This is a genomic window from Permianibacter aggregans, assembly GCF_009756665.1.
In the GTDB taxonomy this organism is placed as follows: Bacteria; Pseudomonadota; Gammaproteobacteria; order Enterobacterales; family Permianibacteraceae; genus Permianibacter; species Permianibacter aggregans.
Genome location: NZ_CP037953.1, coordinates 3,507,487 through 3,529,662 on the forward strand (window position 1 = coordinate 3,507,487; position 22,176 = coordinate 3,529,662).

Sequence of the window (22,176 nt, forward strand, 5' to 3'; positions counted from 1 at the left end):
CCTGTTTCAGTTTTTCCATCTGCAAAAGGAGATCATCATGGGTGTACTCGTAGGCCGTCCGGCTCCAGATTTCACGACCGCAGCCGTCACCGGCAAAGGCGAAATCGTCGATAACTTCAATTTCAAAGCAGCGACCAAAGGCAAATACACAGTGGTGTTCTTTTATCCGCTGGATTTCACGTTTGTTTGCCCGTCCGAGCTGATTGCCTTTGATCACCGCCTGGAAGAATTCACGTCGCGCGGTGTTGAGGTCATCGGCGTCTCGATTGACAGCCAGTTCACGCACAACGCCTGGCGCAACACGCCGGTCGACAAGGGTGGCATCGGCCAGGTCGGTTACACACTGGTTGCTGACGTCAAGCACGACGTTTGCCGTGCTTTCGATGTCGAGCATCCGGACGCTGGCGTCGCGCTGCGCGGCTCATTTCTGATTGACCGTGAAGGCGTCGTCCGTCATCAGGTCGTCAACGATCTGCCGCTGGGCCGCAATATCGACGAAATGCTGCGCATGGTTGATGCGCTGCAGTTCACCGAGAAGCACGGCGAAGTTTGCCCGGCTGGTTGGCAAAAAGGCAAAAAAGGTATGTCGGCATCGCCGGAAGGCGTCGCCAAATATCTGGCCGAAGAAGCCGAACAACTGTAATCGTTGTTCGCATCAGGAAGGCTGCCGAATGGCAGCCTTTTTTATTTTTCAGTTATCGGCTTGTTCCCGGTTGATGGTGGAGTGCGACGCGTTTTTCGCCGGCCTGAATGCCGCCAGCAGCAGCGCCAAAAATGCCGCGGCAATCGCCGCCGCCAGCGGTGCTTCCGGCCATCGCTGATACCACCAGCCAGCGACGGCGAAGCCGAGCGTATAGCCAGCGGTATGCGCCAGCGACAGCTGACCGAAACGCTTGCCGCGCTGGCTCGTCTCAGCACCGGCGTCGACCTGACTGCTGTAGGCCGGCACCAGCAGTGCGGCGCCGATGGCCAATGCGACCAGCGCCAGGCCGAAGCTGATGGCCTGTGCTGACCAGGCCAGCCAGACCATGCCGGCAGCGAACAGCAAGGCGCCAAAGCGCAATGCGAGGTTCAGTTCGGAAAGGCGCCGGACGATGAAAACCTGGGTCAGTATCGTCACGATGCTGACCAGCACCAGCAGGCTGGCGCTGGCCGCTGATGCCTGTTCGGCCGACAGCGCAAAACGCTCGCCGAGCAACGGGCCGAGCAGAAACTGCAATTGGCCGATGGCGGCGGTCAGAGAAAACGCCAGCAACAATGGCCGTAACGGGACCGATGAGGCGTCAGCGGCAGGTGAGGGCGTCGGGGTCACGATTGCCGGTTCCGGCGCTCGCCAAATCAGCAGCAATGACAGTAGCGGCAATAGCAGTAGCCACAGCAGCGGCGCCAGTACCGCCAATGGCAGCAATGGCAATACCAGTAGTGGCCCCAGGCTGCGACCCAGATGGCTGCCGGAACTGATCGTCGCCAGCGCTTTCAGCGGCTGCCCCCCAATGCTGGTATCGCAGGCCCAAGCCTGGCAGGCCGGATAGACTCCGGCCGCCAGCAGACCATAGGCCAGCCGCATCAGCGCCAGCAGCATCAGGCCGACATTGAGATTCAGCCAGCTATCAGCCAGTGCCAACAGCACCAGGACAAAGCCGGTCTGCGCCAGCAAATAGCCGAGCAGACCGGTGCGTAACACCGAACGGCGACCATAGCGGTCGCTGAACCAGCCCCAGAGCGGTGCCGCCAGCATCAGGCTCAGGGTGCCGAGCGCCATCAGGCTGCCAAGTTCGGCGGTGTTCAGGCCTGTGTGTTCCAGCAGCACCGGCACCAAGCTCAGCAGCACCGTTTGCCCGGCACCGAGGCTGGCCGTGATGAACGTCAATCGAGCCAGCAAACCAGCGTTTTTCGTCACAAAATTTCTTCCTGTAAGACGACCGTCACAAAATTATATTGTAAACGAGAACAATTCGCATTACGATCTGACGCCTTTCTCACTGCCGGAATGCCCGTGATGAATGCTTCTGAACTCGCTCGTCTGCCGGAATTTGATCTGACAGCGTCTGACTCCTCAGAACAGACCCCGAACCAATCGGTTCGGAAAATCGCCGAATTATCTGAACTGGTTCTGTCCGAGCTCGAACTACCAACTTCTTCGTCACCGCAACAGCGCTTGGTCCAAACCGCCGCCGAACAGCTGTCAGCCAACTGCTATTTCAATGCGCTGCTGCGCGAATGCGAAGGCGAAGGCTGGCAATGGCGGCAAGCGCCGGCCGTCATCCGTTCCGATAACGTGGTCAACGCCGTGCGTCTATCTTTGCCTTCATGCGGTGGTTGGTTGTGGCTCCTGTTGTCGCACCAGACACTGGGTGGCCGTCATCAATTTGTGCTGCCTTGTTGGCTGCAGGCGGCCGATGGTCGGTTGCGACCACTGGGTTTTGCCGAAGCCGTGACGCTGACGGCTTCGGAACCGGCTTTGTTTGGCGCGCTCGATAAAACGCGAAGGGAATTGTTTATCGAGCGGGTCAAGGCCAGTAACGCCAATATCGAAACTGCGCTGCGGGCCCGCTGGCAGGATTTGCCAGTGCTGTTCAATGCGCCGCTGAATTTTGCCGACGCCGAACAGGCGCTGCTGGTCGGTCATTCGGTACACCCGAATCCGAAAAGCCGCGATCAATTCAGTCATGGCGACGCCGAACGATTCGCGCCGGAATATGGCAATGAATTTGCGCTGCACTGGTTAGCCGTGGCACCAGAATTTCTGCATGCGCGCAGCGCCCATGCGCACTCGGCTTTGGAGCTGGCGCAACAGGTATTCGATAGCGAACCGATGGCTTGTGCGGCAAGGCCTTCACCACCGCCGGGCATGGTGCTGATGCCGGCGCATCCGTGGCAGTTGAACGTGCTGAAACGCGATGCCCGTTTGCAGCCGCTGTTCGCCAGCGGCGACATTGTCGATCTCGGCAGCTTTGGCGGCGGCTGGCGCGCCACTTCATCGACGCGATCGATTTATGCCCGCCATGCGCCGTTCATGTTGAAGTTTTCCTTGAGTGTGCGGCTGACCAATTCACTGCGCACCTTGTTGCCGAAAGAAATGCAACGCGGCCTGCAAGTGCACCAGGTGCAACAGTCACCGGTCGGTGCGCAGTTTGCCGAGCGCTGTCCGCAGTTCACGATCTTAAGCGAGCCGGCTTATCTGTGTCTGAAAGATGGCAAAGGGCAACTCGTCGCCGAGAGTCTGGTGTTGTTCCGCGACAATCCATTTGTTGCTGCCGCGGCGGACAACTGCTGCGTGCTGGCGACGCTGACCCAGGACCACCCTCTGCAGGGAAAAGCGCGAGTCATCACGCTGATTGAACAGTTTGCTGACGAACAGAAATGTCTGCCGGCCGAAGCGGCGCGGCGTTGGTTCACGGCATTTCTCGATACCGTTGTCGAACCGCTTTTTATCGCCCAGGCTGAGTTTGGTTTGCTGTTCGGTGCGCATCAGCAAAACCTGGTATTGCGTTTTGATGGCGCGTTGCCGGTGCACGGTTATTTTCGCGATTGTCAGGGTACCGGCTACAGCCATGTCGCCCATCAATTGCTGTCGCCGTATCTGCCAGAGCTCGGCGCGGAAACCGAAAACTTAATCGACAACGAGATGGCCAACCGGCTGTTCAGTTACTACCTGATCGTCAACAGTTGCTTTGGTGTCGTCAGCGCCATCGCCGCCGGTGGGGTGATCGGCGAAAACCTCTTACTGCAGCTCTTGCATGATCGCCTCAATGACTTGCGTCAGCAAGCGCCTGCGGATCGCAGTTGTCTCGATTACCTGCTCGACTCGGCGCTGCTGTGGTCAAAAGGCAATTTTCGTTGCAGCTATCAGAACGTCAACGAAACGACGACGACCGACCCGCTCTCGGTTTATCACACGATGCCGAATCCGTTGTTCCGTTTGTAAACGCGATGTGTGAACGCTTTAACGCTATATCGCCATAGGTCTCAATGTGATTCACGCAATACGTAGGTTGGCGTTGAGCGCTTTTCGCGAAGCCCAACGGCGACAGATGAAGTGGTGTTGAGCTTCGTTATGCTCAGCGCCAACCTACGCGAGTATGACCAGCATTATGTGTTGACTTTTTCAGAGTGGTTTAGGTTGGGTGGAACGTTTTTCGCGAAGCCTAGCAGCGATAGTTTTAGCACCAGAGCATCATTAATTGAGAAAGGAATCAAACAAGATGAACAGAAGTAAATCCGCGATCAACGTATCTCCAGTTCGTATCGAATTGGACCCGATCTTTCACGCCGTGGAAGATGGCGTTTGCATTGACTGGCTCGTCGATACGCAAGGCCTACACGCACAGCTTCGCTCGTCGTCGCAACGATTGGCCGAACTGCGACTGCAGAACAGCGAAACGACAAGCGAGCTTCAGTTATTGCTGGCTGATTCAGAACACACGCTACCCTTTCGCTTGCTGGCTCGCAGTCTCGAATGGCTGTGGTGGCAAGCCGGTACACCGCGCCAGTTACAACTCAGTGAAGCTCTGCGGCGATTGTTCGCGGTGCCGAAAGGCTGGTGCGATGACGATGGCTTGATCGATTGCAGCGATTTTTTTCAGCAGCCGCTGCTCTGGTATTTCGGTGACAACGGTGGCGGCAAACCGCTGTCCTGGGTCGAGAATGACAAAGGCCTGCGTCATCCGCAGCGGCGACCATTGCCGAATGGTCTGCTGTACCAGCGTTACTTGCCAAATCTCGACACCGTGTTGAGTTTTCGCAAGCTTGATCCGGCGCTCGATCTCGATCGTTTCTGTCACTGGATGCAGCAATCGCGCGTTGCCGAATTCTGGGAGCTCGCCAAGCCTCGTGAAGAACTGGCGCGCTATCTCGACACCGTGTTGGCCGATGCCCATCTGCAACCAGTGGTCGGTTGTTTCGACGACGAGCCGTTCGGTTATTTCGAACTGTACTGGGCGCTCGAAGATCGCATCGGCCCGCATTATGACGCCGCACCTTTTGATCGTGGCGCCCATTTGCTGGTTGGTGAGTCGCGCTTTCTCGGACGTCAGTATGGCGTTGCCTGGCTGAACGGCATCAGTCACTTCCTGTTCCTTGATGATGCTCGAACCATGCGCCTGGTCGGCGAACCGCGTGCCGATAACAGCAAGCTGTTGAAGTATCTGACGATGACGAGTTGGCACAAGGTAAAGGAATTCGATTTTCCGCATAAACGGGCGGCGCTGGTCACGTGCGAGCGGGAACGATTTTTTCAGGAGACTGAGTTCACATGAGCGTTCACATGAATGGGGTAAAAAACATGGAACAAAATGAACCGGCGTTACAACAACAGGCGGCGCTGTGGCGCATCGCCAATCGCCGTTTGACCGCCAAGGCGCTGGCCGAACTCAGTTACGAGCAAGCATTGCGACCGGAAGCATCTAGCGCTGATCGTTATCTGCTGAAATTGAGCAATGGCATTCGCTATCGCTTTTCGGCGGTGCGCAGTATCTGGGACTTCCTGTTGATTGATGTCGACAGCCTGCGCCGGGAACAACAAACGGTTTCAACGTCGGCCGATAATGCCGCGCAATTTTTTATCGATGCCGCTGCCGATCTGGAGCTGAATGACGTCACGCTCGGTGTGTTCTTGCATGAGCTTGCCAACACGTTGGCTGCCGACATGGCCGTGTTGCAACAGCGCGCCAATCTGCCGGCGGAAATCATCGCGGATTTACCCGATGAAGCTTTGCAGGCCCTGCTCGACGGTCATCCGAAAGCGGTGTTGAACAAAGGCCGCATCGGTTGGGGGGCCGAGGAATTTGCCCGTTACGGTACCGAAAGCGCCAGCGGCGCGGCGCTGATTTGGCTCGCCGTTAAACGCGAAGCGGTGCGCGTTGGCATGCAAAGCGAATGGTCGGTCGAGCGCCTGCTGCAGCAATCCCTGGATAGCAGCGAGCAACAGCGATTGATGGTACGTTTGCAAACGCTTGATATTGACTGGCAGGCCTATCTGCCGATGCCGGTGCATCCCTGGCAATGGCAGCACCATATCCGTCATCAATTCGCCGGTGAAATCGCCGCCGGTCGGCTCCGTTATCTTGGCGCGTTTGGCGATGCCTATTTGCCGTTGCAATCGCTGCGCACACTGGCCAATGCGCAGCGCCCGGCCTGTTTGCATATCAAGCTGCCGATCACGGTGCTGAACACTTCGTGTTATCGCGGCATTCCCGGCCAATACATCGAAACCGGCGCCGAGTTGTCGGCCTGGATGGCGACGCTGTGTGCAAACGATCCGGTGCTGAAGGCGCGCGGCACGATTGCCTTGCAGGAAGTCGCCGGTATTTTCTATCCGCACCCGGAGCAGGAACAAGTTGCCAACACGCCGTACCGCTACCGGGAAATGCTCGGGGCGATTTGGCGGCAAAGTCCAGCGGCCGGTTTGCAGGATGGCGAACGGCCAATGTTGTTGGCGGCGCTGCTGCAAACCGATAAGGATGGTCGGCCATTGATCGAAGTGCTGATTCGCCGCTCCGGTTTGTCGACCGCACAATGGCTCAGTGCGCTGTTCGATGCGGTCGTCGTGCCGCTTTATCACCTGATGTGCCGTTACGGCATCGGCCTGGTTGCCCATGCCCAGAACCTGACACTGATCCTCGATGGTGAAATGCCGGTGCGGGTCGCACTGAAAGATTTTCATGGCGACTTGCGCATGGTTGATAAGCATTTTCCGGAACACTCGACGATGCCGGAGCAAGTCAAGCAGACGCTGACGCGCTTGCCGGCCCATTACCTGATTCACGATTTGCAGACGGGTCATTTCGTCACGGTGCTGCGTTTTCTGTCAGCGTTGCTGTGGCAACGCTGCGCTTTTGATGAGCGGCAGTTCTATGCGCTGTTGGCCGAGGTTCTGCGCCGTTATCAGGCCAGTCAGCCTGAGCTTTCGAATCGTTTCGCGATGTTTGATTTGTTCACGCCAACCATTGCGCGCGTCTGCATTAATCGCGTGCGTTTTCGCATTGGTTATCACGACAACGCCGAGCGGCCGCTGCCGATGCTGGCTGGCGATCTCGACAATCCGCTATGGATGGTCGAACAAACAGGCCAAAACCAACTTGAGCTCGGAGGGCATCATGACTGACACCTTGCATCTGGCCGGCATCGGTATCGGGCCGTTCAATCTTTCCATTGCCGCGTTGCTCGACGGCATCAATACGTCGGTGCGCTTTTTCGACAGTAAACCTGAATTTTCCTGGCACCCGGATTTACTGTTACCGGGCGCCAGTCTGCAGACCTCGTTTCTGAAAGATCTGGTGACGCCGGTGGCGCCGACCAATCCACACAGTTTTCTTGCTTACCTGGTCGCGCATAAACGTTTTTATGCGTTTTTGAACGCCGAACAGCGCGCCGTCAGTCGTCAGGAATTCGCCGATTATTTTTCCTGGGTGGCCAGACGGTTGCCGTCGCTGCAGTTTGCCAGCGGCGTCAGTGACGTAGTGTTCGAGCGCGATCATTTTGTGCTGTGTATCGGCGAGCAAAAAATCAAGGCGCGCAACATCAGTGTTGGTACCGGCCGTCGGCCGCATGTGCCGGCTTGCTGTCAGCCGCATATTTCCGCCGAGTGTTTTCATGCGCTGGAAATTGGCCGGCGCCAGCCGGATCTGCGCGGCAAGCGGGTGGCGGTCATTGGCGGCGGTCAGACTGGCGCTGAAATTGTTCTGAACCTGCTCGATCAACAATGGGGGCGCTGCGAGCAACTGCTGTGGCTGACACGAAGGCCGAATTTGCAGCCATTGGATGAAACACCATTCACCAACGAGTTTTTCACGCCGGAATACGTCAGCGCGTTCCAGCAACTGCCATGGCAGCGGCGTCAGCGTCTGGTCGCCGAGCAGAAGCTGGCTTCCGATGGCGTGTCGCCGCAGACGCTGACGCAGTTGTATCAGCGCCTGTACCGCCAGCGTTATCTCGATGGCAGCGCCGATTTGCTGCAATTGCTGCCAAATCGTGAGCTGATGGCACTGAGCCGTGATCAGGATTTTGTCTTGACGGTACACGATGCGCTGCACGGCGACCATAGTCAGTACCGGGCCGACGTGATCATTTTGTGCACCGGCCTTAGCGATGCTTTTCCGGCCTGCCTGCAATCGCTGCGCGAGCGACTGGAATGCGATGAACAAGGGCGGCCGCGTCTCGATGCGCAGTTCCGGGTCGGCTGGGACGGACCGCGTCATAACCGCATTTATCTGCTGAATGCCGGCCGCTATTCGCATGGGGTCGCCGAACAACAACTGAGCCTGATGGCCTGGCGTTCGGCCTGTGTGATCAACGATTTGCTCGGCGAGCCGAGGTTCGATATTCGCAGTGGTGGCGGTCTGCTCGATTGGCAGACACCGGCAGTGACCGAGGCCGTGGCATGAACAACCTGCTCGTCGTCATTCCGTTCGATTCGGAGGCACCATGCGACAGCCGATAGGTTGGCGCCGCGGCATCGGCAGCACCGTGCTCGGTCTGTTTGCCGCGCTCAGCGTCGCGATGCTTTCCGGCACCGGCACGGCGACGCCGTCGATACCGGTGCTGCTGAATGCAACGGTGTTGCTTATTCCGTTGTGGCTCGCTTTTTCGCTATTGCTGCTGTTGCAACGCCGCTGGTGGTGGGGCTTGCTGATGCTGACGGGGCTCGTGGTTATGACGGTGCTGTTGCTGGTCTGGACGGGGGCGTCATGAGTCAATCTTTGCGTACGATCAACAGCAGCCATATCGCCTTCGGCGTTGCCTGCGGTTTGCTGTTGTTCGCGATTTCCTGGTTCGGTTTGCTGTCGCTGTTTCGTTCCGAGCTGATGATCTGGCAGCACCCGGCTATTCAACTTGATGAACAGAATCTTCAGCCATTGTCGCCGGATGTTTTGATACAGCGTGCCCGCGAACAAGGCTTTCTGTTCAATGAGTTCCGGCTGGAGCTGGCGCGTGGTGAAGACCGTTTCGCGCAGATCCTGGCGCAGGATGAAAACAAGCGTCTGCACGAACGTTTTCTCGATGTCCATACCGGCAAAATCCTGCAGGCGCCGGAGCAGAGCATCGCCGATTATTTCTGGCAATGGCACACCGATTTGTTGTTGCCGAAACCTTGGGGTAGATACCTGGTCGGCTTGCTCGGCGTTGCGCTGTTTTATTTGTTAATCGTCGGCATTTTCGGTCAGCGAAAATTTGGTCGCAGCTATTTGACCTGGCGACGCGATAAAAGCAAGCGCTTATGGTTTTCTGACGGTCATCGCTTTTTCGGTGCCTGGCTCGCACCCTTTCAGTTGCTGATGGGGTTTTCCGGCGCGCTGCTCGGGCTTGCCGGCCTGCTGCTTGGTTTGATCGCACTGGTGGCGTTCGATGGCGATCGGCACAAAGCCACGGCGGCGCTGTTTGGTGAAGAGCCGGTGTTGCAGCAACAAAAAGCGCCAATGGCGCCACTGGCACCGATGTTCGAGCAGTTCGAACAGATTTGGCCCGGCAGCAAAATCGAGCGGGTCGAATACCACGGTTACGGCGATGCCGGCGGCCAGGTGCATATTCGCGGTACCTGGCTTGCCCGCTGGGCCGCGATGCAGGAAATGCATTTCGATGCGGTGACCGGCGAGCATCTGCGGCAGACCGATTTCACCGAGCTCGGTTCCGGCGGTTACCTGTACAGCCTGGCCGTGACACTGCACCTGGTGCGTTTTTATCAGCCGATCGTGAAAATTTTTTACGCACTGCTGACCTTTGGTTTATTGGCGCTGATGTTGTTCGGGGTGTTGTTGGCACTTGATAAACGCCGATCAGGAGAATTTTCCTGGCATTGGCTGCGTTGCTCTTACTGGCTTTGTCTGGCGATGCCATCGGCCTCGGCGGTATTGCTGCTCGATGCCCAGTTGGCACAGCTTTGGGCTCGCGCGGTCAGCGCGCCGGGGCCGCTGTTCTGGTTGTCGCTGTCGTTCGCGATACTGGCGTTGATGTGGACACGCAGCCATCGTCAGGCGCTGCAACGCGCGGCCGGCATGCTGGCGATTTTACTCGCTGCCAGCGCAGCGTTGAGTCTCAGCCAGGGCGTTGCCGATCCAATCGTGCTGGCCGTTGATATCGGTCTGCTGTTGCTGGCGCTGTTCAGTGCCGGTATTTACTGGCGCATGCGCCGGGTGCTGGCGACAACGCCATCGCCCTCATTTCTATCCCTCATCAGTTTGCCCGCATTTTTTACCAAACCAAAAACGCAACAAAAGGAAATACCATGATTGGGAAACCACGACACTCGTTGACATTGCTGGCCAGCGCCATTGCCATGACGTTCAGCCAGCAGACATTGGCCGAACCGGAAACACCGGCGCAGGATGAAGAGGAAGTTGAACATATCGTCGTCACGGCCAGCCGACGTGCCGAACACCTCGCCGAAATTCCCGGCACGGTGCAGGTGCTTGGCCGCGAGCAATTGCTGGAACAGGCGCAGCCGGGGCAGGGGCTGGGCGATGTGCTGGCGATGCTGATTCCTTCGCTCGGTGTCAGCACCGAAACGCGCACCAGCGCTTCGCAAACGATGCGAGGTCGCAATGTACTGGTGCTGATCGACGGCGTACCGCAGAACGATAATCGCGATGTCTCCCGGCATTACGATAATCTGTCTTTGTCGCATGTCGAGCGCATCGAAGTGATTTCCGGCGCCAGCGCCGTTTACGGTTCCGGTGGTACCGGCGGCATCATCAATATCATCACCCGGCGCAATCGCGGCGAATCGTTGGCGTTTGATGTCCGCAGCGGTGGTTCGATCAATACCGAATCGAGTGGCGATGGCGGTGATTTGGGTTTTGCCCACGGCGCTACCGGCCGTGAAGGCGCGTTCGATTTTTATTTCGGTTTTGGTTTTGAAAGCCGCCAGAGCGCGTTCGATGCCGAAGGCCGGCAGATTGCTCCAGAGCCGGCGCAGACCTCGCTGTCGGATACCGAGACCAGCGACATGTTGCTGAAAGTCGGTTTCGAGCCGAATGATTTGCAACGCATGGAATTCCATTTCAGCCGTTATCAGAACGAGCAGGACAGCGAATACGGCCCGAATTACGGCGGCCCCGGTGTACCGGTGTTGTTGCGCCGCGAATCGGTGCCGGTCGAAGCGGTGGCCGGTCTGCAGCTTGACGATCAGCCTTATACCGAACGGCAGGCAATGAGCGTGCAATATCGCCATGACGATGTCGCCGGCCAGCGCCTGCATGCACTGGCTTATGCACGCGAACGCGAGTTTCGTTTCTTTCCGTTTCCGCAGCAATTGATTCCCGGCAATGCCAGCAGCATTGTCGTCAATCAATCGACTTCCTATGCCGATGTTGCCGGCGTCAAACTGGCGCTCGATGGTGAGCCGATACAGCATTGGCGCCTGGTTTACGGCATTGATTACGACCGCGATGAAGGTCGCCAGCGAGCACGCGGTTATGACCCGATGGCGTTTCTGATCAGCGGTGGTTTGCAGTACCTTCCGATTGGCGGCGAATACGATTACGGCCCCGATGTGCGCACCGATAAACTCGGGCTGTTCATGCAGAACCATTGGCAGATGACCGAAGCGCTAGCCTTGCGTACCGGTATTCGTCATGAACAGGTTGAGGTCGAGGTTTCCGATTCAGTGCCGGTGCTGGAAACCTTCGCGCATGGACTTGGCGTCATTCCGCGCATCACGCCGTTGCCGGGTGCCGAGCTCGATTACCGCGAGAATCTTTACAACCTCGGCGCGGTTTACGCCATTGATGCCAGCCAGCAATGGTTCGTCAATTATTCCGAAGGTTTCGAGCTGCCGGATACCGCCCGTCTGCTGCGCAACGCCATTGCGCCGAACAGTCTGACGCTGTTCATTCCCGGTGTTCGTGGCGGCACCGTTGTTGCCGAGTCGGAACTGGAAGCAGTGAAAGTTGAAAGCACGGAAATCGGCTGGCGCTGGCGCGGCGATGACAGTCGCCTTCATGTCACGGCATTCCAGAATCGCTCATCGAAAACGCCGGTATTCAATGCCGATTATTCGGTCGATATTCTTGATCAGGAAAAGCGCATCGAAGGCATCGAGTCCGGTTTTGATGCCTACCTCGATCAGAACTGGTCGCTCGGTGGCAGTGCCGCTTACACGCGCGGTGAAACCCGCGATGAAAGCAGCGGCGACTGGCTGTCACTGTCGGCATTCGAGGTGTCGCCGATGAAAGCCACCGTTTATCTTGGCTACCAGCAAAGCGGTTACTGGCAAACCCGAATCCAGGCGCTGCATGTCGGTGATTACGATGCGGCCAATCGGGACAACCCGCGTGAGGCCGCAATCGATGGCTACACCGTTTACGACTGGCTGACTGAAATCGAATTGCCGGCCGGCGCGCTGACGATCAATATCCGCAACCTGCTGAACGAGCAATACCAAACGGTGTACAGCCAGTGGGCGCAGAATATTTATGGCGATTTTGTCGGCATTCCGGCCAACGGCCGTTCTGTGGCGTTGCTGTATACGCTGCGTTACTGATTTAAAAATGGACATGCGGAGGGGATTTCCGTATGTCCTTCTTTTTTCAACCTGAAAAACAAAAAGCGGCCACTGGCCGCTTTTTGTTTTCATGGGTGATGATCAATAACGCCAGTTCAGCGTCAGCGTATAGTTGCGCGGTGCGCCGTAATAGCCTTGTTCCCAGTACAGACTCTGGATGTATTTCTCATCGGTCGCGTTGTTGACATGCACCGAGACGTTGATTTGTTCGTTGACGTGGTAGTTGGCGAACAGATCAATCAGCGCGTAACTGTCCTGGCGAATGGCGGTACTGCCGGCATCACGGTGAATATCATCCTGCCAGTCGAGACGCATGCCGAATTGCAGGGCATCGAAGCTGGGTGGACGGTAGCTGGTGGCCAAACGCAGGACTTGTCTTGGAACAAAGGTGCGGTCGGCGTTGCCATCGCGATCTTCGATATCGAGATCGGTGAAGCCGAAGACCAGTTGCCAGCCGTCGGCCAATCGGCCAGCGACTTCGAATTCGTAACCGTTGCTGTAGTAATCGGTGCCAGCGTAAATATTTTGCAGGGCGACGGTATCGAAATACGCGTATTCGGCGATATTGGTATGCTCGGCGTCGAAGTAGGCAAAGCTCGCGATCAGTGCATCGTCAAAGAACGAGGATTTGAAACCGATTTCCGCGCTGCTGCCTTCGGCCGGCGCCAGTCGGGTCAGATCAGCACCGAGTTCGCCCTGCGGCATAAAGGTTTCGGTGTAGCTTGCATACAAGGAAACCTGATCGGTCAGGCCGTAAACGAGGCCACCGTATGGCAGGGTTTTGCCATTGGCTTCGGCGTTCTGCGGTGTGCTGTAGCTGACGCCCTCACTTTGCCAGTCCAATACCCGGACTCCGGCAATCAGCGACAAAGCATCGGTCAGCGAGAAACGCGAGGCAAAATAAACGGCAGTTTGTTCTTCGGTCCACTGACTGCCATCGCCGATATCGACAAAATTCGGACGCGGATAGTCGCCATTCCAGGCCGCGAAATTCGGGATCGGCGGGAAGCCGTTGGTGTAGTCATACCAGGACTGATCTTCGATTTCGGTTTCCGACCAGCTGAAACCCAACACCATATCGTGTTCGCGACCACCGAGCGTGAAACTGCCGGAGGCGAACAGATCAAAAATATCTTTCTTGTCATTCAGGACATAGGCACTGGCATAACCGGTCAGCCCTGCCTCGGTGCTGCGATCCGGTGTGCCAAACATATAAAACAGTTCGCTGTCGCCATCGATGTCGCTCTGGCTGTAAACCGCTTTCGCCAGCCAGCCATTGCTGAACTGGTATTCGTATTCGGCGAACAGATTGGTTTCTTTCGAATCCCAGTAAGCCCAGTCGGCCGAGGTGCTTTTCGAGACATCGTAATCGGTGGCGCTGCCATCGGTGTAGTAGAGCGGCAGCGCGCCCCAGAGCGGACTGTCGGCATTGCTTTGCTGCTGGCTGACGCCAAAGGTCAGCACTGATTGCGGCGTCACGAAGGCATCGACGACGGCGTAGATAATGTTTTTGTCGAGCGCGTAATCCTCAAGGTAGGAATCGCCTTGCTGAGCAGCGACGACGACCCGGCCGCGCACATTTTCAGTCAGCGAACCGGAGACATCAGCGTCGAGGCGGGCGGTGCTCCAGGAGCCGTAGCTCAAGCCGGCACTGGCCTGGAATTCACTGGTCGGGCGCTTGCGCACCAGGTTGATCGTTGCGGCCGGATTGCCGGCACCGGCCATCAGGCCGTTGGCGCCACGCAGCACCTCAATGCGCTGGTAAATGGCGGTATCAAAATCGCCTTCGGCATTGCCATAGGTCAGCGGCAGACCAACGCCGTCCACCTGAAAATTGGTGATGTCGAAACCACGGGCGGTGTAATAGGTGCGGTCGGTTTCCACCTGCTCGACCTGCACGCCGGTCGCCAGTTCCAATGCTTCATTGATGTTGTTCAGGTTGAAATCATCGAGTTGGCTGCGGTTGATGATGGAAATCGATTGCGGCGTTTCCAGCACCGAGAGATTCAGCTTGGTGGCGGTGTCGCTGTCGCGGGTCAGGTAGCTGTCCGGCAGTTTTTCGCCATGCACTTCGATGGTTTCGACCTTGCTTTTGGCGGCGTCGTCATCGGGTAGTTCATCGGCGAACGTGGCAAAACAAGGGGTAAGGGCGACGGCAAGCAAAGACCGACGGAACAGTCGGGAAAAGGGCAGGTTCACGGCATGGATCCTTTGTTACGGGAAAGTAATTGGCAAGAGAATGATAGTGTTGTTGATAATCATTATCAATAGCGGAAAAGCCCAATGACCGAAGCACGGTGGTTTGCCGACTTATCAGGTGCTGCGGGGCTGGCTGTTAAGGGGAGCAACTGAGTTCGAACTTTGTTGCTAATAAGATTGATTTTTATCAAGTAACAAAAATGAGAAGTGTTCTTATTAGTGACCAATTCCCGTACAATGCGCACCGTTCCTTCACATTCTCAATTAAAAAGGATGCACTCAACATGACGAACACTTTGTGGAAGTCGGCCGTTGCACTGGCCGTCAGCTTGGGATTGGCCGGTACCTCGTTGGCCGCCGACAACGCCCAGGTGGAATCCCTGCAGAAAAAACTGGACCAACAGCAAAAGCAGATTGATCAGCTGAAAAAGCAGGTCGAAGCTGCGGTGGAAGCCACGGAAAATGCCAGTAACGTGGGCACGGCGTCGAAATCGACGTTTGGCGGTTACGGCGAATTGCATTACGGCAATTACGACAAGAAAGCGCCGGATGGTGCGTCGAGCACGGATGACAAAGCCTTTGATTTTCACCGCTTTGTGCTGTTCTTCGGCCACGAATTCAACGACAAAGTGCGCTTCTTCTCCGAATTGGAGCTGGAGCACGCGCTGGCCGGTGAAGGCAAGAAAGGCGAAGTCGAGTTGGAGCAAGCCTTCATCGAATACCGTGTCAGCGACGCCTTTGCCTGGAAAGCGGGCTTGTTTCTGTTGCCCGTTGGCATGCTGAACGAAACTCATGAACCGCCAACATTTTATGGTACCGAGCGTAACCGCATTGAAAGCGACATCGTCCCGACCACTTGGTGGGAAGGCGGTGTTGGCGCCACGTACCGTTTTGCTGACGGTTTGACCGGTGAGTTTGATTTGACCAGCGGTTTGTACACGGGCCAGAGCTTTAATATTCGCAGTGGTCGCCAGAAAGTGTCGAAAGCCAAAGGCGATGCGCTGGCCTATACCGGCCGTTTGAAATACACCGCCATCCCTGGCCTGGAACTGGCGACAACGCTGCAATACCAAAGCGATTTGCTGCAGGGTGAAGGCACCACGGCCAGCGCTTCCGAAGAAGCCTCGGCGACGCTGTTTGAAGTGCACGCCGCCTGGCAAATCGGCCAATTTGATCTGCGCGCGCTTTATGCGATGTGGGATATCGACAGCGCCACGGCGGAAGCGGCCAATGTCGACAAGCAGGACGGCTGGTTCATCGAGCCTGGTTTCCGCATTAACGAGATGTTCGGCGTGTTTGCGCGTTACAGCGTTTGGGATAACGGCGGCCTTGCTGTCGAAACCGAGAAAAAGTCCGCGCAGTTCGGCATCAATACCTGGGTGCATCCAAACGTGGTGTTGAAAGCCGATTACGAAAAACTGAGTGGTGCACTCGATGACAAGGGCTTCAACCTTGGCGTCGGTTACTACTTCTAAACGTCTTCGATGCGAGACAACCGGGGCAGCTCAATCTGCTCCGGTTTTTGTGTTTTACCGCGATCTGAAATGCGGAGCGATGCGATGACCAGATGGCTGTTTGTTTGCCTGTTGTTGGCATCGTTCTCGTTACGGGCCGAAAGTACCTATCTCGCCCCTGACGAGTTTTTGCAGCAAACGTTCGCTGGCAAAGTGCCCGCGCCAGAGTTGTTCTGGTTCGACAAAGAACAACGCAGGGCCATCACCGACATTCTTGGCCATGCACCGCATGGCGCCCGCACCCGGTATTGGCGTGAGGGAAAACGCAGTGCCTGGATTCTGGACGAAATCGGCAAAGAACATCCGATTACCTTTGGTGTCGTGATCAACGACCAACAGATTGAACGCATTGCCGTGCTGATTTACCGGGAAAGTCGCGGCTGGGAAGTACGTTCGGATGCTTTCACCGGTCAATTCGATGGCGCCCGCTTGACCGGTGAACAAAAACTTTCCAAGCCGATTGATGGCATTACCGGCGCTACCCTGTCGGTGCGCGCCATGCAGAACATTGCCAGGATGGCTTTGTACATGCACCAGCAACTGCCCTGAACGCCATGTCGAAGTTTCCCAAACATCGTCACACTGCTCAGAAAAACCATGGCAATAAAAAATGGTCGCGGCCATGGTTTGCCCGCTGGCATTGGCGGCTTGGCTTGGTATTTGTACCTCTGGTTTGCTGGTTATTGTTAACCGGTGTGCTGCTGCAATATGCCGGTCGCCTGGGGCTCGATAAACAACCTGTGCATAGCCAGCTGTTGCTCGACTGGTATGGCATTCCCGAGGCAAAACTGCAGACATTTCCGGTTTCCGGACACTGGCTGAGTGACCTCGAGCAACAGTGGTATTTTGATCATCAAGCGATAGCCGCGCCGGCGGATGAATTACTGCTGGCGACGGCATTCAATGACATGATTGTCGCCGTTGGGCGCAAGCAATTGGTGTTGCTGACCGCAGATGGCGAATTGATCGAAATAATTTCCGATGCCGATCTGCCGTCGCCGGTTATTGCGGCGAGCTTTTCTGCAGAGCGTCTTGTGCTGCAAACGGCTGAAGGCTATTTCCGTAGCGAAGATTTATTGACCTGGCATCCGATGGAGCAGTCCGCAATGCCGGCTCCCATGATTGCCAGCGCGACGATGCCGGTACTGTTGCAGGAGGCGATTGGACAAGACTGGCGGGCACGACAACTGCACTGGGAGCGGGTGCTGCAAGATTTGCATTCCGGCCGAATGTTCGGTGTCGTCGGTGAATGGTTGTCCAACCTGGCCGCGATGGGACTACTGTTTCTGAGTTTCTCTGGTATCTGGATGTGGTGGAAACGGCGCCACGGCAATCACCGACAAGTAAATCGTTGAGGCGGTGCCAAGAGCATGAACCGGATGCTGGTGTTGTCGTAAAAACTTCTTTTGTCTGGCACCCTCCGCGCGGGAATAATGCCGCCGCGGTTTTCGAGAGCAGGAGTATTGAGCGATGAGCAATAATCAGTGGAAGCGGTTGAGTTTGGTGCTGATCACCGGGTTGGCGTCAGTCGCCAGCAGCGCCGCCGATTTGGTGATCTATTCGGCTCGCAACGAACAATTGATCAAGCCATTGTTCGATGCCTATCAGAAAAAGACCGGTGTCGAGATTCAGTTCATCACCGATAAAGAAGGGCCGTTGCTGGCGCGCTTGCAGGCCGAAGGTGCCAACACACCAGCCGATGTATTGCTGACCGTCGATGCCGGCAATCTTTGGCAGGCGGCGCAAGTCGGCGTGCTGCAGCCGGTGCAATCAGAAACACTGAGCAAGAATATTCCGACTCATTTGCGCGACCCGGGCAATCAATGGTTTGGATTTTCAGTGCGCGCACGGGCCATGTTTTTCAATCCGGATAAAATTCAGGCCTCAGCACTCAGCAGCTACGAACAACTGGCTGACAGGAGCATCGCCGGCAAACTGTGTTTGCGCACCAGCAAGAAGGTGTACAACCAATCACTGGTAGCGATGATGATTGCCGAACACGGCGAAGAGAAAACCGAGAAAGTCGTCAAAGGCTGGGTCAGTAATTTGGCGCTACCGCCATTTCCGGATGACACCAAACTGCTGGAAGCAATCGCCGAACCGCGCTCGCCCTGCGCGGTGGGTATCGCCAATACCTATTACTTCGGCAGGCTGATGGAAAAGCAACCACAACTGAAGTTGAACCTTTTCTGGCCAAATCAGGCATCAAGCGGTGTACATGTCAATATCTCCGGTGCGGGCGTAACGAAGCACGCCAAACATCGGCAAGCGGCCATCGCGTTTCTGGAATGGTTGTCATCGGAGCAAGCGCAGAACCTGTTTGCTGACGCCAACATGGAATACCCGGTCAACCCGAACGTGAAAGCGGCGGAGTTTGTCACGGCCTGGGGGCCATACAAAGCCAATCTGATTAACGTCGCCAAAGCTGGCGAATTGCAGGTACAGGCAACGATGTTGATGGATCGAGCTGGTTATAAATAATCCACAACGCCGGCAGTCGGTCGTAACCGTCACCACGAGCTATAACCGACTGCCGAGTCAACGCTGATTTCTCTTCGATGTCATGCCAACGTTTCGGCGTCAAGTTGCTTACGGTTTGCGCTCTACGTTCAACGTCAATTTGCATCAACGCATTCAGCCGGTACACTGCCGCCATTGCTCGCCGCTTTGTGTACGCCCTGTTGATGTTCAAAACCACATCGCTAATCAGTACTCGCACTATCAGTGGCGGCATAGAGCAGGCGCCGTTCGCGCACACCAGCGTTTATTTTTTTGCCGCGCTTACTGCCTTGCCGCTGTTGGTGTTGCTTTCTTCATTCCTCGATACCGATGCGCAAATCTGGGCGCACTTGCGCCGCTATGTATTACCGCAAATCAGCTTGAACACCTTGCTGCTGACCGTTGGTGTTGCGGCGTTAACCGCCGTGCTCGGCGTTGGCCTTGCCTGGTTGACGGCGATGTTTCGCTTTCCCGGTGTGCGTTTTTTTGCCTGGGGTTTGATGCTGCCGCTGGCGATGCCGGCCTATGTGTTGGCGTTCGTGCAAACCGGCCTGTTCGATTTTGGTGGGGCATTGCGTGAGTTGGCTTACACCCTCGGGCTGGCTGATTGGTTGCCGAATGTGCGCTCACTGCCGGGCACCATCATGATCATGACCGGCGCATTTTACCCGTACGTTTATCTGCTGGCGCGCAATGCGTTTTTAACGCAAGGTCAGCGCGCGCTGGAGGTTGGTGCTTCGCTTGGGCTTTCGCCGCGTCAGGCTTTTTTCCGGGTGGCGCTGCCATTGGCCAGGCCATGGATTTTTGCCGGCGTATTGCTGGTCGTCATGGAAACGTTGGCCGATTTTGGTGTCGTGGCGATCACCGGCGTTGATACCTTCACGACCGCCATTTATAAATCCTGGTTTGCGTTTTTCTCTCTGCCTACCGCCAGTCAGCTGGCCTGTCTGTTGATGCTGTTGGCGCTCGTGTTACTGGTGCTGGAACAGCGCACCCGCAAAGCCCGGCGTTATTTGCCGACCGGCCGGCAGGCGATGATTCGCAGACAAAAGTTGCATGGCTGGCGCGCTGCAGCCTGCTTCGCCGTCTGCACGGCGGTTTTGCTGATCGTGTTTGTGGTGCCGGTGCTGCAACTCTCGGTTTGGGCTTGGCAAGAATCGCAAGGGGAATTCGATTGGCGTTATTTCGGGTTTGCCTGGAATTCGCTATCGGTGTCTTTGATGGCGGCGGCCATTGTGCTGAGTGTTGCTTGGCAGATTGGTCGGGTGCAGCGCCAGCAGGTGTCACCGGCGATGAACTGGGCGATACGTATTTCAACACTGGGTTACGCCATTCCCGGCGCGGTGCTGGCGGTGGCCATTTTTTTGCCGATGGCGTGGCTCGATACGCGAGCAGCAGCGTGGCTTGATGGCAGCTGCTGGTTCAGCGGTTCGCTTGTCGCGTTGCTGGCAGCTTACGCGATACGATTCATGGCAGTCGGCGCCGGGCCGATGCAGGCTGGCTGGCAGCGCATCAGCGCCCATCACGACATGATCAGTCATTCACTCGGTGTCAGTGGTTTTGCGCTGTTTCGCCGTGTGCATTGGCCGCTGCTGCGCATGCCGGCATTGACCGCCAGCCTGCTGGTGTTTGTCGACGTGATGAAAGAACTGCCGATTACCTTGATGATGCGACCGTTCGGTTGGGACACACTGGCCATTCGCATTTTTGAATGGACCTCGGAAGGCCAGTGGCAACAAGCGGCGTTGCCGTCTTTGCTGCTGGTGTTGGTCGGTTTGCTGCCGGTTTATCTGCTGGCCCGCCAGCGCGATGACAAGTTTTGAGTGCTGCCATGACAACGAAAACCCCCGACTCCATCATACTTCGTGTCGAAAAAATCGCTGTGCGCTATGCGGCCACGCCGGTCATTCACGAGCTCAGTTTTTCTTTGCAGCGCGGTCAAATCGGTTGCCTGCTCGGCGCTTCCGGCTCCGGCAAAACCACAGCCTTGCGCGCCATTGCCGGCTTTGAATCGATCAGCGCCGGCCGCATCAGCTGGGCGGAAAAAACGCTTTCTTCGGCAACGCAAACGGTGCCTGCATATCAACGTCGGTTCGGCATGGTGTTTCAGGATTACGCGCTGTTTCCGCACCTTTCCGTGCAGGACAATATCGGCTTTGGTTTGCGCGACTGGCCGCGCAACGCCGCGCAAAAACGCATCGATGAATTAGTGGAGCTGGTGCAATTGCGTGAAGTGGCCAAGCGCTGGCCGCATGAATTATCCGGCGGTCAACAACAGCGCGTGGCGCTGGCACGAGCGCTGGCACCGAAACCGGAACTCTTGTTGCTCGACGAACCGTTCTCCAACCTCGATGCCGGTTTGCGCGAAGCCATTGGCTGGGAAGTGCGAGCGCTATTGAAAGCCAGTAACACCACGGCGCTGCTGGTGACTCACGATCAAAACGAAGCGTTCGCGATAGCCGATGAAGTCGGTGTGCTGCACCACGGCCGCTTGGAACAATGGGCTACGCCCTATCGCTTGTATCACCAGCCGGCTTCGCGTTATGTCGCCGATTTTGTCGGCGAAGGTGTGCTGCTCGATGTCCGGCGCCGACTTGATGGCAAGTTGGAACTGGCGCTCGAACAGTTGGTCGGCGAAAGTGCGTCGCCCAACAAGGGCGAACGAGTGCAGGTGCTGATCCGCCCGGACGATATTCTCCACGACGATTTGAGCCCGATCACCGCCGTGGTCGAAAACAAAGCCTTTCGTGGCGCTGAGTTTCTCTACACGCTGCGGCTGCCGAATGGCAGTAAGGTGCTGAGCCTGGTGCCCTCACATCATGACCACGCCATTGGCGAAGCGATTGGTATTAGGCTCGATTTGGATCACAAGGTGATCTTTGCCGGTTGAGTTGCCGCGGCAAGCCGGCGGCGCAAATCAGGATGCTGCGGCTTCTACCCATATAGCGTTCTCCTGACCTCGATTATTTGGTCGTGACAGCGAGCCATGTGGTTATTGGCTCGCTGGCAAGGGCATCGCCTTCATTTGATAATGAGAATTAATGATATTTTTATTTAATGTCGGTACAATGGGTCGCAGCACTCGCTGGTCGCCCTGGCGACAGTCGTCATGATGCCGAGAATTGCCCATGCCACATCAATCCGTTGAATCGACGGCAACTGCCTCGAATACCGTTCAAAATCTTGTTGCCGTCGCCAATCGCGTCGCTGCCGCCCTGGTCGGCGGTTATGCCTTCACATGGGGTGTCGTCGCGCTTGGCATGACGGTGCTGGTGGCGCTCGGTGTCGATTATCACGAAGCGGAAATGGCCATGATGCTGCTGGCATTTCTGGTGTTTCTCACGGTGTTTCTCTGGGCCTTCGCGGCCGAAAGCATGCTTCGGGTCTGGGCGCTGCTGGCCGGAGGCGCGGTGGTCATGATTTTGGCGGCATCGACATTACAAGCCTCGTTGATCGGTTAGGAGT

Annotated in this window: 17 protein-coding genes; 15 read left to right on the forward strand and 2 right to left on the reverse strand. The window is 56.6% G+C overall.

Going from position 1 to position 22,176, the window contains the following annotated elements; genetic code table 11:
• Positions 1-37: 37 nt before the first annotated feature.
• Positions 38-643 (forward strand): peroxiredoxin, encoded by a 606-nt coding sequence (locus E2H98_RS15835; RefSeq protein WP_133590580.1) that lies wholly within the window; start codon positions 38-40, stop codon positions 641-643.
• 48 nt (positions 644-691) lie between these two features.
• On the opposite strand, the gene E2H98_RS15840 is transcribed toward E2H98_RS15835, so the two are convergent.
• Entirely contained in the window at positions 692-1,900 is a 1,209-nt protein-coding gene (locus tag E2H98_RS15840) for an MFS transporter (protein ID WP_133590582.1), read from the reverse strand.
• 99 nt (positions 1,901-1,999) lie between these two features.
• Here E2H98_RS15840 and E2H98_RS15845 point away from each other — a divergent pair, with 99 nt between their 5' ends.
• The 7 genes from E2H98_RS15845 to E2H98_RS15875 all read left to right on the forward strand — a co-directional run bounded on the left by E2H98_RS15845 (position 2,000) and on the right by E2H98_RS15875 (position 12,478).
• On the forward strand, positions 2,000-3,928 hold the full coding sequence (locus E2H98_RS15845; RefSeq protein ID WP_162848174.1) for an IucA/IucC family protein: 1,929 nt from the start codon (positions 2,000-2,002) through the stop codon (positions 3,926-3,928).
• 277 nt (positions 3,929-4,205) lie between these two features.
• A complete protein-coding gene (locus E2H98_RS15850; protein ID WP_133590586.1) occupies positions 4,206-5,258 on the forward strand; it encodes a GNAT family N-acetyltransferase in 1,053 nt (350 codons plus the stop codon).
• An 8-nt stretch (positions 5,259-5,266) separates the two neighbouring features.
• Positions 5,267-7,105, forward strand: a complete 1,839-nt coding sequence (locus E2H98_RS15855; protein WP_162848175.1) for an IucA/IucC family protein — start codon at positions 5,267-5,269, stop codon at positions 7,103-7,105.
• Positions 7,098-8,384 (forward strand): lysine N(6)-hydroxylase/L-ornithine N(5)-oxygenase family protein, encoded by a 1,287-nt coding sequence (locus E2H98_RS15860; protein WP_133590590.1) that lies wholly within the window; start codon positions 7,098-7,100, stop codon positions 8,382-8,384. Before E2H98_RS15855 ends, E2H98_RS15860 begins: the two co-directional genes overlap by 8 nt.
• A gap of 40 nt (positions 8,385-8,424) precedes the next feature.
• A complete protein-coding gene (locus tag E2H98_RS15865; protein WP_133590592.1) occupies positions 8,425-8,691 on the forward strand; it encodes a hypothetical protein in 267 nt (88 codons plus the stop codon).
• Positions 8,688-10,226 carry a PepSY-associated TM helix domain-containing protein gene (locus tag E2H98_RS15870; RefSeq protein ID WP_133590594.1) on the forward strand — a complete coding sequence of 513 codons (1,539 nt, stop codon included), beginning with the start codon at positions 8,688-8,690 and terminating at the stop codon, positions 10,224-10,226. The genes E2H98_RS15865 and E2H98_RS15870 overlap by 4 nt, the downstream gene beginning before the upstream one ends.
• Positions 10,223-12,478, forward strand: coding sequence for a TonB-dependent receptor (locus E2H98_RS15875; protein WP_133590596.1), 2,256 nt, complete (start codon positions 10,223-10,225; stop codon positions 12,476-12,478). The genes E2H98_RS15870 and E2H98_RS15875 overlap by 4 nt, the downstream gene beginning before the upstream one ends.
• A gap of 102 nt (positions 12,479-12,580) precedes the next feature.
• Here E2H98_RS15875 and E2H98_RS15880 read toward each other — a convergent pair whose 3' ends face one another.
• Positions 12,581-14,698: a TonB-dependent siderophore receptor gene (locus E2H98_RS15880; protein WP_157591416.1), complete on the reverse strand. Its 2,118-nt coding sequence runs from the start codon at positions 14,696-14,698 to the stop codon at positions 12,581-12,583.
• A 284-nt stretch (positions 14,699-14,982) separates the two neighbouring features.
• On the opposite strand from E2H98_RS15880, the gene E2H98_RS15885 reads away from it, so the two are divergent.
• The 7 genes from E2H98_RS15885 (at position 14,983) to E2H98_RS15915 (ending at position 22,172) form a co-directional block, all read left to right on the forward strand.
• On the forward strand, positions 14,983-16,173 hold the full coding sequence (locus tag E2H98_RS15885) for a porin (RefSeq protein WP_198325149.1): 1,191 nt from the start codon (positions 14,983-14,985) through the stop codon (positions 16,171-16,173).
• Positions 16,174-16,257: 84 nt separating this feature from the next.
• Positions 16,258-16,761 carry an FMN-binding protein gene (locus tag E2H98_RS15890; RefSeq protein ID WP_133590600.1) on the forward strand — a complete coding sequence of 168 codons (504 nt, stop codon included), beginning with the start codon at positions 16,258-16,260 and terminating at the stop codon, positions 16,759-16,761.
• A gap of 5 nt (positions 16,762-16,766) precedes the next feature.
• Positions 16,767-17,567 (forward strand): PepSY domain-containing protein, encoded by an 801-nt coding sequence (locus E2H98_RS15895; protein ID WP_133590602.1) that lies wholly within the window; start codon positions 16,767-16,769, stop codon positions 17,565-17,567.
• Positions 17,568-17,682: 115 nt separating this feature from the next.
• Positions 17,683-18,693, forward strand: coding sequence for an extracellular solute-binding protein (locus E2H98_RS15900; RefSeq protein WP_133590605.1), 1,011 nt, complete (start codon positions 17,683-17,685; stop codon positions 18,691-18,693).
• Between the two features lie 203 nt (positions 18,694-18,896).
• Positions 18,897-20,534, forward strand: coding sequence for an ABC transporter permease (locus tag E2H98_RS15905; RefSeq protein ID WP_133590607.1), 1,638 nt, complete (start codon positions 18,897-18,899; stop codon positions 20,532-20,534).
• An 8-nt stretch (positions 20,535-20,542) separates the two neighbouring features.
• Entirely contained in the window at positions 20,543-21,601 is a 1,059-nt protein-coding gene (locus E2H98_RS15910) for an ABC transporter ATP-binding protein (protein ID WP_133590609.1), read from the forward strand.
• A 238-nt stretch (positions 21,602-21,839) separates the two neighbouring features.
• Entirely contained in the window at positions 21,840-22,172 is a 333-nt protein-coding gene (locus E2H98_RS15915; RefSeq protein ID WP_198325150.1) for a hypothetical protein, read from the forward strand.
• The last annotated feature ends 4 nt before the right edge of the window (positions 22,173-22,176 follow it).